We start from the raw sequence: 13,254 nt of genomic DNA, 5'->3' as shown, positions 1-13,254 counted from the left end.
ATAAGAGACAGACTCCGCCCCGCCCCCGCCGTACGTCCCCGAGCGCGAGGAGACGAACGCGCCAGCGGACCTCATCGACTGGGGCTTTCTCTTCGACGGGCTGGGGTTCGTGCGCCGGGCGGTGCTGCGGCACTGGTTCCTGGGCCTGTGCATCATCGCGGTGATGAGCGCGCTGGGGTCCGCGGCGGCGAAGCTGATGCCGCGCAAGTACCACGTCGAAACGCGGATGCTGACGTACCGCAACCTCATCATCTCCTCGCTGGTGAACCCGGGGCGTTCCATCCCGGTGGAGGCGGATCAGCCCACGCGCGCCGCGTGGGAGATGGTGCTCAGCCGGGGCAACCTCAAGTCCGTCGTCAAGAACGCGAAGCTCATCGAGTACTGGGACAACATGCGGTCGCCCATCAGCCGCCTGAAGGAGCAGTACACGAAGAAGGCGCCGCCCCCCATGTCCGACGCGGACAAGGAAGAGGCGCTCATCGCGATGCTGGAGACCAGCCTCAACGTGATGGCCGAGGGCGGCTCCGGCACGGTGACCATCGGGGTGGACTGGAGCGACCCGCAGATGGCCTTCAACATCGTGGAGGCCGCGTCGCAGAACTTCCTCGACATGCGGCACGACTCGGAGATGGGCGCCATCACGGAGTCCGTCAACATCCTGAAGTCCCAGGTGGAGAACGAGGCCGCGAACATCAAGCAGGCCATCGCCGACCTGGAGCGCGCGGTGAAGCAGGCGGACGCGCGCCGCAAGAAGCGGGAAGCGGACCCCAAGCAGGCCAGCGCGCGGCAGGCACTGTTGCAGACGGACCACGCGCTCGCGCAGTTGAAGTTCCTGGTGCAGGCCAAGCGCCGCGCCATCCGCGACGTGGAGGACTTCAGGAGCCGCCGCCTCACGGAGCTGCGCTCGCAGCTTGCCGAACAGCGCGTCGTCTTCTCGCCGCAGCACCCGGTGATTGTCGACCTGGAGCAGCGGGTGGCGACGATGCAGGCGGACTCGCCGCAGCTCACGTCGTTGCGCGCGGAGGAGCAGTCGCTCATCCAGGAGTACCTGCGCATGGGCGGCACGGACGTGGAGTCCACCACCACGGAGGGCACGAACCTGGCGGGGTTTGGCGGCCCCATGGCGGGCGCGATGCTGGGCACACCGGATGATCCGGAGATCGCGGTGGCGACGGACCGGATGCGCATGGTGGTGATGCGGCACCAGGAGAAGCTGCGCCGGTTGGACCAGGCGCAGACGGAGCTGGAGATTTCGAAGGTGTCGATGAAGCACCGCTACAGCGTGCTGTTGCCGGCGCTCTTCCCGGAGAAGCCGTCCAAGCCGAACCCGAAGCTCATCGCCATCGCGGGTGTGGTGGGCGGGGTGGCGCTGGCGGTGTTCGCGGCGGTGGCGTTGGACATCATGCGGCGCCGGATCCTTGAGAAGTGGCAGGTGGAGCGGATCTTGAAGATGCCGGTGCTGGCGGAGCTGGAACGCCGCTGAAGGTTCAAGCGCGCCGTGGCCTGGAGGCGACGCGCGCGGGGGTGACACTGTGACGGTCTGGACCTGGGTGGACGTGGCGCTGTGCGTGGGCCTCTTGCCGGTGGCGGGAGGCTGCGGCTACCTGCTGCTGCTGACGCTGCTCTCGGGACGCAAGGCGGCGCCGGTGCCGCCGTCGCCCGCGGTGCGCAAGTTCGACGTGGTGATTCCCTCGCACAACGAGGAGCTGGGCATCGCGCGGACGGTGGCGAACCTGTCCGCGGTGGACTACCCCACGGACCTGCGGCGCATCATCGTCGTGGCGGACAACTGCTCGGACGCGACGGCCCAGAAGGCGCGCGAGGCGGGCGCCACGGTGCTGGAGCGCCAGGACGCGGAGAAGCGCGGCAAGGGCTACGCGCTGGCGCACGCCTTCGAGCGCAGCCAGAAGGACGGCTTCGCGGACGCGGTGGTGGTGGTGGACGCGGACACGGTGGTGACGCCGAACCTGCTGCACGCGTTCTCCCGCCGGCTGGAGGACGGGGCGCACGCGGCGCAGGCGCACTACGGGGTGATGAACCCCACGGCGTCATGGCGCACGCGGCTGATGACCATCGCGCTGGGCATGTTCCACCGGGTGCGCTCCATGGGGCGCGAGCGGATGGGCGTGTCCTGCGGCCTGCGCGGCAACGGCATGTGCTTCACGCACGCGGTGCTCAAGCAGGTGCCCCACGATGCGTTCAGCGTGGTGGAGGACCTGGAGTACGGCATCCGTCTGGCGCGCGCGGGGCACCGCGTGCACTACGCCTGGGAGGCGGAGGTGCTGGGCGAGATGGTGACGGCGGAGAAGCAGAGCCGTTCGCAGCGTCAGCGCTGGGAGGGTGGCCGCGCGCAGATGCGCAAGCTGCACGGGTGGCCGCTCTTGAGCGACGCGCTGAAGCAGAAGAGCGGGCTCTTGTTCGACCTGTCCATGGACGTGCTGGTGCCGCCCCTGAGCCAGTTGGTGCTGGCGACGGTGGCGGGTTCGGTGCTGGCGACCGGCATCGTGTGGCTGTCGGGCGGCACGGCGGTGGCGGCCTCGGCGCTGTCGGCGTTCGGGCTCACGTCGCTGGCGCTGTACGTGCTGCGCGGCTGGTGGGTGTCCGGCGTGGGCGCGCGCGGCCTGCTGGACCTGGCGTGGGCGCCCATCTACGTGGTGTGGAAGGTGTGGCTGATGGTGCGAGGCCCCGGCGCGGAGAAGCGCGGTGAGTGGGTGCGCACCACGCGCGAGGCGGAGCGGCCGTAGCACGCAGGGCCCACGCGGAAGTCAGGCGCCGACGGACGTGGACCGTCGGCGCGGACTCCGCACGGAGGCAGGTGACGGGGTCCGAGGCTTCCGGGCCGTCACCAGCGTTGGAGCACCCAGCGACACCTGGATGGGGCACACGGTGTCCTCCGCGCAGAAGCCTTCGGCCATCAGGGTGGTGATGGCGCGACGCATGCGGCGCAGGTCTTCGATGCGGGCATCGATGGCCTGGACCTTCTCTTCCGCGAAGCGGGTCACATCCCGGGTGGGGGTGCCGCGCCGGTCGGTCACGGCGAGGAGCGCGGAGACCTCCTTCAGGGTGAAGCCCAGCTCCTGCGAGCGGCGGATGAAGCGCACGCGGATGACGGCTTCCGGGCCGTACAGGCGCTGGCCGCTTTCGCTGCGCTCCAACGGAGTGAGCAGCCTGCGCCGCTCGTAGAAGCGCAGCGTGGACAGCTTCACGCCCGCGGCGCGAGCCAGCGCGCCGATGCGCAGGGGCACCATCGGGGGAACTTCAACGGACCGTCGCGAGGCTGCCATCACGCCATCTCCTGGTGCCGAGGATGACACCGCCCTGCGCGAACATCCACGCCAGCTCCAGCACCAGGAAGGCGACGAGCGCCTGCGTCGCCCCCTGTGAGAGCGCGTAGATCATCCACGAGGAGAGCAGCGCCCGGCCCACGGTGTCGAAGGCCCCATGGAACGCGGAGGGCCGGAGGATCCGCACGCCGGCCCACAGCGACACGATGGTGCCGAAGAGGGCGACGAAGAACAGGTGCGTGGGCGTGAACGCAGGCAGTGCCTCCCCGCCCAGCGACAGCGCGTGGTGCACGTAACGAACGCCGGAGAGCACCGCGTCCGCCGTCCAAGGCGTGGCGAACGGCAGGGTGACGACCAGGTCATACAGCGCACTGGCGAGGACGACGCGACGGGACAGGGAGGACTCAGGGTTCATGCAGAAAACCCTAACCCCTGCACCTTGGTGCAGAGGCAAGCGCCCCTCGCACGGACCTCACCGGGTCGTCGCGGGAACGCCTTCACGGACCTTCCGCGCGGCCAGCAGGAGGCCGCCCTGCGCGAACATCCCCGCCAGCTCCATCACGAGGAACGCGATGAGCACCTGCGTCGCGCCTTGCGACAGCGCGAGCACCATCCACGTGGCGACCACTGCCCGGCCCACGGTGTCGACGGCGCCATGAAACGCGGTCGGCTGGATGACACGGACCGCCGCCCACAGCACCGCGAGGACTCCGAAGAGGGAGACGAAGAACAGGTGCATGGCCGTGAACAACGGCATGGCCTCACCGCCCAGCGACAGCGCCTCGTGCGTCTGGCGCATGAGCGAGAGCGCCACCTCCGCCGTCCACGGCGTGGCGAACGGCAGGGTGACGACCAGGTCGTACAGCGCGCTGCCACGGATGATGCGGCGAAGCAGGGAGGAGTCGGGGCTCATGCGGGGAACTCTACCCCCAGCGACAAGCCCCCTCCCGCGAACCTCAGTCCGCCAGCGGCATCCCGAAGTCCGGCTGTCCACGCTCGCCGGACACCCAGCGGTAGACCTCCAGCACCTGCTCCGCCTTCGCGCGCCACGTGAAGTGCTTCTGGATGCGCGCCCGCGCGCGCTCACCCATGGGGCCAATCACGGACGGATCCGCGACCAGCTTCTCCAGCACCCCGCGCACGCGATGCACGATTTCGTCCGGCGTCCCCATGGGGATCGCGAAGCCCGTGGACGGACTCACGATTTCGCCCGGACCACCGTAGTCCATCACGATGGGCACCAACCCCAGCGCCATCGCCTCCGCCACCACCGCGCCGCCGAACTCGCGCACGCTCGGGAAGCCGAAGATGTGGTTCTTCGCCAGCCGGCCCTGCAGCTCCTGGTGCTTCACCCAGCCGGCGAACGTGACGCCGTTCTCCAGCCCACCCCGGGCCACCTGCGCGCGCAGGTTCTGCATCTCCGCGCCGTCGCCGATGAGCTCCACCACCACCTTGCCCTCGCGCACCAGCGGCGCCGCCGCGTCGATGAGCATCGCCATGCCCTTGTACGGCACGAAGCGCCCCACGAACGCCACCCGCAGCGGCTCGCCCGGCTTCGGTGCCTCCGCCTTCGACGCGCCGAAGCGCCGCACGTCGATGGCGTTCTCCGGGATGTACACCGTCTTGTCCTGGTACTCCGCCGCCAACTGCGAGCGCGTCGCCCGCGAACCCATCATCATCGCCGCCGCGTTCTTCCGCGTCGACTTGTAGAAGGGCATCAGCTTGTAGACGTCCCGGATGTAGCTCAGCCACTCGCGCTCACGCACGCGCGCGTCCCCGAAGCCCTTGGGCCACGGCAGGCCGCCATTCATCGGGCCCATCACGAAGGGCACCCCGGCCTCCGCGCACCGCGCCGCCAGCGTGCTGGGCGTCGTCGGGCTGATGGGCGTGTAGCGGTGCACCACGTCGAATTCCTTCGCGCGGATGCGGTCCCCGAAGCGCCGCCAGAGCAGCTCCTCGAAGTAGTAGTACGGCAGCACGCTCAGCGCCGTGGCTGTCGTCCAGCCGACGCCCGCCTTGCCCCGGAGTACCTCGCCCACCTTCTCCAGCGGGCGCTCCACCGGCGTCGAATCCAGCGCCGTGAAGTCCTTTCCCTCCACGAGCCCCTGCTTGAGGATGTTCTCGCGGTTTCGGACCTGGGTGACCAGGTGCACGTCCGCCACTTCGGCGAGTGCCCTGGCCAGGGACCAGCCTTCCAGGGGGACGCTCACCCAGTCAGGGTTGCACAGCTCAGCAATCAGGAGGACGCGGGGTCGGGAGCCAGCCATACGCCTTCCGCATCTATCCCAACCCGGGCCCGGGATATAGCCTCCCCCGCACCGTCCGATGACCTTCGCACCCTCCCGCGCCGCCTGGCTCCAGTACATCGTGATGGTCGCGGGCCTGGGAGCCGTCACCCTGGGCGCCGCCGCCGTGGGTAATGGCGACCCCATCGTGACCCTGGCGCCCACGCTGGCGCTCACGGTGGCGTGGGTCATCTGGAAGCTGCCGCTGCGCTACCTGGCGCTCACGGTGCTCTACCTGGTGCTCGCGGTGGACTACACACCCGAGCGCCCCCAGTCGATGTTCTGGCCCTCGCCGCTGTTCCCCCTGGGCAAGCTGCTCTTCACCCAGATGCATGAGTTGGTGGGCATTGGCGCCCTGAGATTCCCGCTCATCGACGGGCTCATCATCGGGTCCATTGGGATTGGCATCTGGCGGCGGGCGAAGAAGTCCACCATCGACCCGCCCGTGGTGCCCATCCCCCGGCCGCTGGCGGTGGTGCTGGCCATCTCCTTCTTCTCCATCATGTGGATGGAGGTGTGGGGCATCATCCGGGGCGGGGACATCAAGAACTCGCTCTGGCAGTGGCACCAGGCCGCCGTGCTCCCGCTGGTGGCGATGATGTACCACTACAGCCTGCGCGGGCCGGAGGACTGGCCCGTGGTGGCGCGCACCATCATCCTGGCGGCGCTCACCAAGTCCGCGGTCAGCACGTACTTCGCGCTCGTGGTCATCCCGGCCCAGGGGTTGGAGGTCGAGTACACGACCTGCCACTCGGACTCGATGACGTTCATCTGCGCCATCACCATCTGCATCGCGCGGTGGCTGGAGAAGCCGCGGTCCGGCCACGCCATCCGGGGCATCCTCATCATCATCCTGGTGGGCATCGGGATGTTCTTCAACGACCGGCGGCTTGCGTACGTGAGCCTCGTGGGTGGACTCGCGGCCGCGTATTTCTTCAACCCGTGGACGCCGCTGAAGAAGTTCATCACGCGCGGGCTCATCGCGTGTTCGCCGCTGCTCATCGTGTACTTCCTGGTGGGGTGGAATTCGAGCAGTGGCGTGTTCAAGCCGGTGGCGACCTTCCGCTCCATCATCGAGGGTCAGCACGCCGAAGGAGAGCTGGACTACCGCGACATCGAGAACCTGAACCTCATCGCGACGTGGAACACCAACCCGCTGTTGGGCACGGGCTACGGGCACGAATTCCTGGAGCCCTACCCGCTGCCCAACATCGCGTTCGTGTTCCCCACGTACCGCTTCCACCCGCACAACTCGCTGTTGGGCCTGTTGGCCTTCGGCGGGTGGTTGGGGTTCACGGGCGTGTGGATGTACCTGGTGGTGACGGTGTACCTGGCAGCGCGCTCGTACCATCGAGCCTACGCGGCGGAGCACCGCACGGCCTGTCTGGTCATCGTGGGCGTGGTCGCGTCGTACCTGAATCAGGTGTTCGGAGACATGGGCATCATCTCGTACATCTGCACGTTCCAGGTGGCCGTGATGTCGGTCATCGCGGGCAAGCTGTCCATGGTGACCGGAGCGTGGCCGTGGCCCCAGCGTGAGAAGGTGCTGGGCCTGAAGCGCGCGGAGCCTCCGCCTCCTGAAGAACCGCGTCCCGTGACGGTGGACGCGGGACAGGTGGCGTGACGGGGCGTCAGCCCACCAACGAACGGCCCTCGGCGGCCTCCGCCGCGATGGCGGCGGCGCTCAGGTGCTCCAGCTCCAGGTCGATGTGCTTCGCCTGCGGGATGACGCGGCGGATCTCCGCCTCGATGGCGTCGATCTCCTCGCTCAACGTCCGGATGAGGTGACGCGCCGCCTCGGTCAACACGCGGGCGCGCTCCGCACCCTGCGGCGGCACACCCTGCGGCGGCAGCGCCTCCGCGAGCCTCGCCGCCACGAACGCCTCGCTGAAGCGCAACTCCGCCTTGAACTGGTACGACTCCGGCGTGAGCTGCCGCGTCTTCACGTCGTGCAGATCCGCCAGGCTGGGCCGCGCGCGCAGCAGCTCCTCGAAGCGCTGCTCCACGTCCGGCGGCACCGACCGCCCCAGCAACAACTCCCGGTTCTCCACCATCAGGTACAGGGCGATGAGCCCCAGGAGCACGCCCACCGTCAGCGACGCCAGCGCGTCCCACACCGGGTTCGCCGTCACGTGCGCCAGCGCGATGCCCGCCGTCGCCAGCACCAGGCCCAGCACCGCCGCGCCGTCCTCCAACAGGATGGCCACCGACGCGGGATCCGCCTTGTGCCGCACGAACTTGAAGAAGGGATCGCCCACCGCCTTCGCCTGCTTGCTCAACCCCAACACCGCGAACAGCAACACGCCCCCTTCGATGAGGAACGACGCCCCCAGCACCGCGAACGTCACCACGCCCGTCTCCGCCACGTGCGGATGCAGGAGCGACTGGATGCCGTGGTACACGGTCACCCCACAGCCCACGAAGAAGATGCCGGACGCGGACAGGATGCCGAAGATGAAGCGCTCGCCGCCGTAGCCGTACGGATGCGCTTCGTCCTCCACCCGCGCCGCCCGCTTCAACCCCAGGAACAACAACACCTGGTTGCCCGTGTCCGCCGCCGAGTGGATGGCTTCCGACAACATCGCCCCCGAACCCGACAGCAGGAAGGCGATGAACTTGATGAGCGTCACCAACACGTTGCCCGACAACGCGACGATGACGGCCTTGAGCGACGAAGCAGGAGCGGCCATGGAGGTCTTGAACCTACCATGACGACGCAACGCGGCAGGCCCGGTCCCTCCCTGCCCGTCCAGCCCTTGGCCCTGCGCGTCAACACCGGTGGACAGCCCGGGTTCGAGGTGATTGTTTGTTCTCAAATAATCTAGCCCGAGATTGGGGAGTGCCGTGCGCCGTTCCGTTCCGCCGTGGCTGTGGCTGTTGCTGCTCTTGGGGCCCGTGGGGGCCTTCGCGCTGAACGCGGGGTTGCCGCCGCCTCCGCTGGACGTGGACCGGCGCACGCCCGCGGCGACGGCGGCGGGGTTCCTGGACGCGGCCCATGCCCGGGACGCCCTCCGGGCGCCGCAGTACCTGGACCTGTCGCGGGTGCCCCCGGCGGCGCAGGCGGAAGAGGGCCTGAAGCTGGCGCGGCGGCTGGTGGTGGTGCTGGACCGGACGCTGTGGCTGGACTTCGCGCGCATCGGCCGGGAGCCGGCGGGACCGGGAGAGCGGGCCCGCCGCGAGGTGCTGGGACAGGTGGCCACCGCCCGGGGGCCCCAGGACATCATCCTGGAGCGCGTGGACGCGGAAGGGGGCCCCGTCTGGGTCTTCAGCGCGGACACGGTGGGCGCCATCGACACGCTGTTCCAGGAGCACGGCTCGCCGCTCCTGGAGCGCCTGCCGCCCGTGTTCTTCACGCGCCCGCTGTGGGTGCTGGAGGCGTGGCAGTGGCTGGGACTCGCGGTGCTGCTCGCGGGCGCGTGGGTGCTGGGTCAACTGGGCGAAGCGCTGGTGCTGCGCGTGGGGGCCCGTGCCGCCGGGCTGACGAAGTCCGGTTGGGATGACGAACTGCTCGCGGCGGGCAAGGGGCCGATGCGCCACATGCTGGGGTCGCTGATCGCGGCCACGGGCGCTCGGCTCTTGATGCTGCCCCCGCCGGCGCAGGGCACGGTGGACCTGGGGGCTCGATCCATCATCATCGTGGCGTCAGCGCTGTTCCTCCTGCGCTTCTTCACCCGCGCGGCGCGCTTCCTGGAGACGAAGGTCGCCCAGTCCCCGGAAGGCTCCGACGTGGCGCGCGTTCGTGGGCTGCGCACGCAGTTGTCCATCCTGCGCCGGGTGGTGGAGGTGGCGGTGGTGCTGGTGGCCGCTTCGCTGCTGCTGCTCCAGTTCGAAGCGGTGCGCAACGTGGGCGTGTCGCTGCTGGCCTCCGCGGGGCTCGCCGGCCTGGTGATTGGTCTGGCCGCGCAGAAGTCCATCAGCACGCTGCTCGCGGGCATCCAGTTGTCCATCACGCAGCCCATCCGCATTGGCGACACGGTCATCGTGGAGAACGAGTGGGGCTGGGTGGAGGAGATCACCCTCACCTACGTGGTGGTGAAGGTGTGGGACCTGCGCCGGCTGGTCATCCCCATCACCCAGTTCCTGGAGAAGCCCTTCCAGAACTGGAGCAAGGTGTCCCCGGACATCCTGGGCACGGCGGAGCTCTACGTGGACTTCCGCACCGACGTGCCCGCGGTGCGCGCGGAGCTCAAGCGCATCCTGGACGAGGAGTCCAAGGGCCTGTGGGATGGCAAGGCCCACGGGCTCCAGGTGACGGACCTGAGCGAGCGCACCATGAAGCTGCGCGCCCTGGTGAGCGCGTCCGACGCGGGCAAGGCCTTCGACCTGCGCTGCCTCGTGCGGGAGAAGCTGGTCGCATTCCTCCAGGCCCAGCCCCACGGCCTGCCCCTGTTGCGCGCCGAGGCCAGCCACCTGGCCTTCCCGGAGGAGAAGACCCAGGGCCTGGGGCTCATGCCAGCGCGGCCCGGCAACAACGCCCGGGTGGAACCTCCGCGCTGACTTCAGTGCCACGCGCCGATGGAGAGCCGGCGCTCCTCGGCGATGGGCAACAGCCGTTCGCGAAGCTGCTCACGCACCTGATGCAGCCACCAGCCCACCGTGCCGGTGGAGCGCCCCACCTGGGCGCCGATGCTAACGTAGGAGCGGCCCTGCGCGCGCAGGTGGAACACTTCGCGCTGCTGGGGCGGCAGGCCCTCCACCGCCTCCTTCAGGTCCTTCTCCTGGATGAACGTCCAGAGCTCGCCGCCCTCCTGCTCGTCCGACTCATCGCTCAGCGCCGTCACCCAGCCGGCGTTGACCGCCTTGCGCTGTTCGGCGCGGTGGTGCCGCAAGAGGCTGATGGCTCGCGTGTTGATGACCCGCCCCGTCCACGCCCGGAACGCCTCCGCCCCCTGCAGGTGCAGCCGCTCCTTCCACGCCTCGTCCAGCGCGTGCTGCACCAGGTCCTCCGCATCCGCGGTGTTCCCCAGGATGCGGCGGGCGTGCTTCAGAAGCCCCGAACGGAATTGAATGACCAGGATTGCGAACATCTGCGTTTCTGCGTCAGCCATGGAGTGCCCCCCGAGCGGCGTCCGTGCACGACCATGATGACAAAGCCTTCCAAGCCGGACAGAGCCTTCTTTCCCGGATTTACCCAGACTGTCTGGAAAACCTATCCCACCCCGTGATTTCCAACCGGGCTGTCACGAATGAATCCAGTGTCTGTCTTTCAGGTGTCCAACAGGGGCAGGGGCGCCGGGATTTCCGACAGCCCCTTTGTTGGAATGACAGACAGTCATCACCCGGGCCTGTTTCAGTCCCCATGGCCCTCCGGGGCCATTGACCGGATCCGACGGAACGGTGTCCGGACTTCGCGGGCAGGCCCGTTTCCGATACCACCCTCGGGTGAGGGTGTTTTCGGGACATCTGCAGGACGCTCCAGGGTCCTCGACTTCCTGGAGAGTCATGAAGCGCTTCGTCCTCGTCGTTCCGGTGGTGCTGTCCGCATGGGCCTGTGACCGGTCTCCTTCACGGGTGGAGTTCGAATTGCCCGGCTACGTGCTGTCGTCCCACGAGCTGCCCCTGAATCCCCGGGTGTCGACCCAGGGGGGTGACCTGCTGGCGGACGCCCGTCCCACCTTCGCCGTGACGCCACCGGGGCTGGCGGTCGTCACGTCCTCGGCGGGCCTGCGCTGTCTGGACTCTGGCGACGGGGTGCTCTCCGTGACCGTGGGGCCCGTGACTCACACGGAGCCCCTGCGCTGCCGGCTGGTGGAGACGCTCCGGGTGCCCAAGGCCCTGCGACTCATCATCCCCAACGCCCCCGTCGTGGCGGAGGTGTCCGCGAGGGACGTGCGCGGTGACGTGTTGCAGGACGTACCGTTGACGCTGACGTCCTCCAACCCGTCCATCTTCCGCGTCGACTCCGGCACGCTCACCCCCGTGAGCGTGGGCACCGCCAACCTGCTCGTCTCCGCCGGAGACCGGACCTCCACCACGCCGGTGACGGTGGTGCGCAAGCTCCAGTCACACCCCCTGCTGCTCAACGACGGAAGCCGGGTGAGCTGGAGCCTCAACCAGGGCCACTATGAAATCGAGGCCCAGGTGCGCTCCTCGAGCGGGAACATGAACGGCATCACGCTCGAGTGGGTGGGCGGCTCCGGCTGCCAGGACGTCGGAGAGGCCCAGACACTGCGCAGCCAGTGCACCATCGAGAACATGGGCTCCGTCATCATCAAGAACCCGACCACCTTCGGTCTGGGGCCCTCCCTGAATGGCGTGGTCGCCCTGTACGAGACGCCCTGACTCCGCATCCGGGCAACAAGGATGCGCCGGTCACTGACCGGGCGACCCGTGGAACCCGCGCGCCGCATCGCGCACTGCTGCTGGAAGAGGCCGTGCGCCGACCAGGCCACGGCCCCCCAGGGGCACGCCTATGCCGGCCGCGCGCCCAGCATCGCCGCGAGCATGTCCGCGCTGCGCTCGCTGCTGAACTGCTTCTCCACCTTCAGCCGGCCCGCCTCGCCCAGGCGCATCGCTTCGGACGGGTCGCGCGACAGCTTCTCCAGCTTCTGGGCCAGCTCCACGGGGGCCTGCGGCTGCACCAGCACGCCGTCCACGCCGTCGTCCACCAGCTCCTTCACGCCTCCCGCGCCCGTCACCACCACGGGCACGCGCATCGCCATGGCCTCCATGATGGCCACGCCCAGCGGCTCCTGGAGGCTGGCGAGCGCGAAGATGTGCGAGCGCTGGATGCCGTCCTTCACCACGTCCTCGCTCACCGCGCCCAGCAGCGTCACCGCGTCCTGGAGGCCGTCCTTCGCGAGCTTCGCCTCCAGCACCTTGCGGTACGTCGTGCCGCCCGCCTCGTCCTCGCCCGCGATGGACAGCCGCGCGTCGATGCCCTTCTTGCGCAGCATCCCCACCGCGTCGATGAGGTCCACGTGCCCCTTGCACGGGTTCAGCCGGCCGCACGCGAACAGCTTCAGCGGCCCCTCACCGGACCACGGCTCGTAGGGCACCGTGCGCTGGAAGCGCGACAGCTCCACGCCCATGGGCGCCAGTTCGATGCGCGACGGGAGGCTCCCCGCCAACTCCTGGTTCACTTCCCCCAGGAGCTTCTTCGTGATGACGAAGGCGAACTTCGAGTGCCGCCACTTCTCCCGCTGGTTCGGCCCGTAGTCATCCAGCGGCCCGTGCAGCGTCATGCTGTACGTGAGCCCCGACAACAGGTGCGCGAACATCGCCACGTGCGCGGCGTTGGCGCACGAATGCACGTGCACGTGCGTCCAGCCGCGCTCGCGCGCCAGCGACGCCAGCCGCCCGCCCATCACCGCGAATGCCACCAACTGCGCGCGGCCCTTCGCGTCCAGGCCCTCCGCCCTCGCGATGGACGCCAGACACCGCGCCCAACCCGTGGGCATGGCCCGGGCAATCTCCAGCGCCGCCTGGAGCACGCCCAGCGGGCCCGGCGGCGCCAGGTACTCCGTGCGCGTCATGGCCTCGCGGGCCCAGCTATGGCTGATGATGCGCGCGGGCGGCGGGCGGGTGGACACCAGCTCCGGTGAGACGCCCTTCCCCGGCAACGCCTGCAGCTCGCGCCAGAAGAAGATGTGGGTCTGCCCGGGGAACTCGGGAATCAGGTAGCCGATCTTCTGCACGCGCTTTCTTTAACACGCCCGGCCCCCACCGCCGGCCCCCCGGAAGCC

The 13,254-nt window shown here is 69.1% G+C and carries 11 protein-coding genes and 1 pseudogene; 5 read left to right on the top strand and 7 right to left on the bottom strand.

The features are described from left to right. Window positions 1-49: 49 nt before the first annotated feature. Window positions 50-1,483: pseudogene (epsV, locus tag D7V88_RS30990) on the top strand (PCP family exopolysaccharide biosynthesis protein EpsV); the annotation flags it as partial. 49 nt (window positions 1,484-1,532) lie between these two features. After that, window positions 1,533-2,744: an exopolysaccharide biosynthesis GT2 family glycosyltransferase EpsU gene (epsU, locus tag D7V88_RS30985; protein ID WP_120544230.1), complete on the top strand. Its 1,212-nt coding sequence runs from the start codon at window positions 1,533-1,535 to the stop codon at window positions 2,742-2,744. Between the two features lie 21 nt (window positions 2,745-2,765). Here epsU and D7V88_RS30980 read toward each other — a convergent pair whose 3' ends face one another. From D7V88_RS30980 to epsH, 4 genes are read right to left on the bottom strand one after another with little or no spacing between them, the layout of a single operon-like run. After that, on the bottom strand, window positions 2,766-3,284 hold the full coding sequence (locus D7V88_RS30980) for a heavy metal-responsive transcriptional regulator (RefSeq protein ID WP_120544229.1): 519 nt from the start codon (window positions 3,282-3,284) through the stop codon (window positions 2,766-2,768). After that, window positions 3,259-3,699, bottom strand: coding sequence for a hypothetical protein (locus D7V88_RS30975; protein ID WP_120544228.1), 441 nt, complete (start codon window positions 3,697-3,699; stop codon window positions 3,259-3,261). Before D7V88_RS30975 ends, D7V88_RS30980 begins: the two co-directional genes overlap by 26 nt. Window positions 3,700-3,756: 57 nt before the next feature. After that, on the bottom strand, window positions 3,757-4,197 hold the full coding sequence (locus D7V88_RS42685) for a hypothetical protein (protein ID WP_158625190.1): 441 nt from the start codon (window positions 4,195-4,197) through the stop codon (window positions 3,757-3,759). Window positions 4,198-4,240: 43 nt separating this feature from the next. Further along, window positions 4,241-5,551, bottom strand: coding sequence for an exopolysaccharide biosynthesis glycosyltransferase EpsH (gene epsH, locus D7V88_RS30965; protein ID WP_120544226.1), 1,311 nt, complete (start codon window positions 5,549-5,551; stop codon window positions 4,241-4,243). Window positions 5,552-5,609: 58 nt separating this feature from the next. Here epsH and wzy point away from each other — a divergent pair, with 58 nt between their 5' ends. Beyond that, the gene (gene wzy, locus D7V88_RS30960; RefSeq protein ID WP_120544225.1) at window positions 5,610-7,193 is read left to right on the top strand and encodes an exopolysaccharide repeat unit polymerase; all 1,584 of its coding nucleotides are present in this window, start codon (window positions 5,610-5,612) and stop codon (window positions 7,191-7,193) included. Window positions 7,194-7,200: 7 nt separating this feature from the next. On the opposite strand, the gene D7V88_RS30955 is transcribed toward wzy, so the two are convergent. Next, window positions 7,201-8,259, bottom strand: a complete 1,059-nt coding sequence (locus D7V88_RS30955; RefSeq protein WP_120544224.1) for a cation diffusion facilitator family transporter — start codon at window positions 8,257-8,259, stop codon at window positions 7,201-7,203. A gap of 154 nt (window positions 8,260-8,413) precedes the next feature. On the opposite strand from D7V88_RS30955, the gene D7V88_RS30950 reads away from it, so the two are divergent. After that, on the top strand, window positions 8,414-10,066 hold the full coding sequence (locus D7V88_RS30950) for a mechanosensitive ion channel family protein (protein ID WP_244238487.1): 1,653 nt from the start codon (window positions 8,414-8,416) through the stop codon (window positions 10,064-10,066). 2 nt (window positions 10,067-10,068) lie between these two features. Here D7V88_RS30950 and D7V88_RS30945 read toward each other — a convergent pair whose 3' ends face one another. Beyond that, window positions 10,069-10,617 carry an RNA polymerase sigma factor gene (locus tag D7V88_RS30945; RefSeq protein WP_120544223.1) on the bottom strand — a complete coding sequence of 183 codons (549 nt, stop codon included), beginning with the start codon at window positions 10,615-10,617 and terminating at the stop codon, window positions 10,069-10,071. Window positions 10,618-11,011: 394 nt separating this feature from the next. Here D7V88_RS30945 and D7V88_RS30940 point away from each other — a divergent pair, with 394 nt between their 5' ends. Next, window positions 11,012-11,851 carry a hypothetical protein gene (locus tag D7V88_RS30940; RefSeq protein WP_120544222.1) on the top strand — a complete coding sequence of 280 codons (840 nt, stop codon included), beginning with the start codon at window positions 11,012-11,014 and terminating at the stop codon, window positions 11,849-11,851. Window positions 11,852-11,979: 128 nt separating this feature from the next. Here the strand turns inward: D7V88_RS30940 and epsE are convergent, their stop codons facing one another. Further along, a complete protein-coding gene (epsE, locus tag D7V88_RS30935) occupies window positions 11,980-13,206 on the bottom strand; it encodes an exopolysaccharide biosynthesis GT4 family glycosyltransferase EpsE (RefSeq protein WP_120544221.1) in 1,227 nt (408 codons plus the stop codon). Between the last annotated feature and the right edge of the window lie 48 nt (window positions 13,207-13,254).

It is taken from the genome of Corallococcus terminator, from assembly GCF_003611635.1.
GTDB classification, from domain to species: domain Bacteria; phylum Myxococcota; class Myxococcia; order Myxococcales; family Myxococcaceae; genus Corallococcus; species Corallococcus terminator.
Note: the sequence above shows the minus strand (reverse complement) of the source record. Positions and strands in the feature narration are given on the sequence as shown.

Bases quoted from the DNA above. Each gene is read 5' to 3' on its own strand.
- D7V88_RS30945 (WP_120544223.1), bottom strand. From the start codon at position 10,617: ATGGCTGACGCAGAAACGCAGATGTTCGCAATCCTGGTCATTCAATTC.
- D7V88_RS30940 (WP_120544222.1), top strand. From the start codon at position 11,012: ATGAAGCGCTTCGTCCTCGTCGTTCCGGTGGTGCTGTCCGCATGGGCC.
- D7V88_RS30955 (WP_120544224.1), bottom strand. From the start codon at position 8,259: ATGGCCGCTCCTGCTTCGTCGCTCAAGGCCGTCATCGTCGCGTTGTCG.
- epsH (WP_120544226.1), bottom strand. From the start codon at position 5,551: ATGGCTGGCTCCCGACCCCGCGTCCTCCTGATTGCTGAGCTGTGCAAC.
- D7V88_RS42685 (WP_158625190.1), bottom strand. From the start codon at position 4,197: ATGAGCCCCGACTCCTCCCTGCTTCGCCGCATCATCCGTGGCAGCGCG.
- wzy (WP_120544225.1), top strand. From the start codon at position 5,610: ATGACCTTCGCACCCTCCCGCGCCGCCTGGCTCCAGTACATCGTGATG.
- D7V88_RS30980 (WP_120544229.1), bottom strand. From the start codon at position 3,284: ATGGCAGCCTCGCGACGGTCCGTTGAAGTTCCCCCGATGGTGCCCCTG.
- D7V88_RS30975 (WP_120544228.1), bottom strand. From the start codon at position 3,699: ATGAACCCTGAGTCCTCCCTGTCCCGTCGCGTCGTCCTCGCCAGTGCG.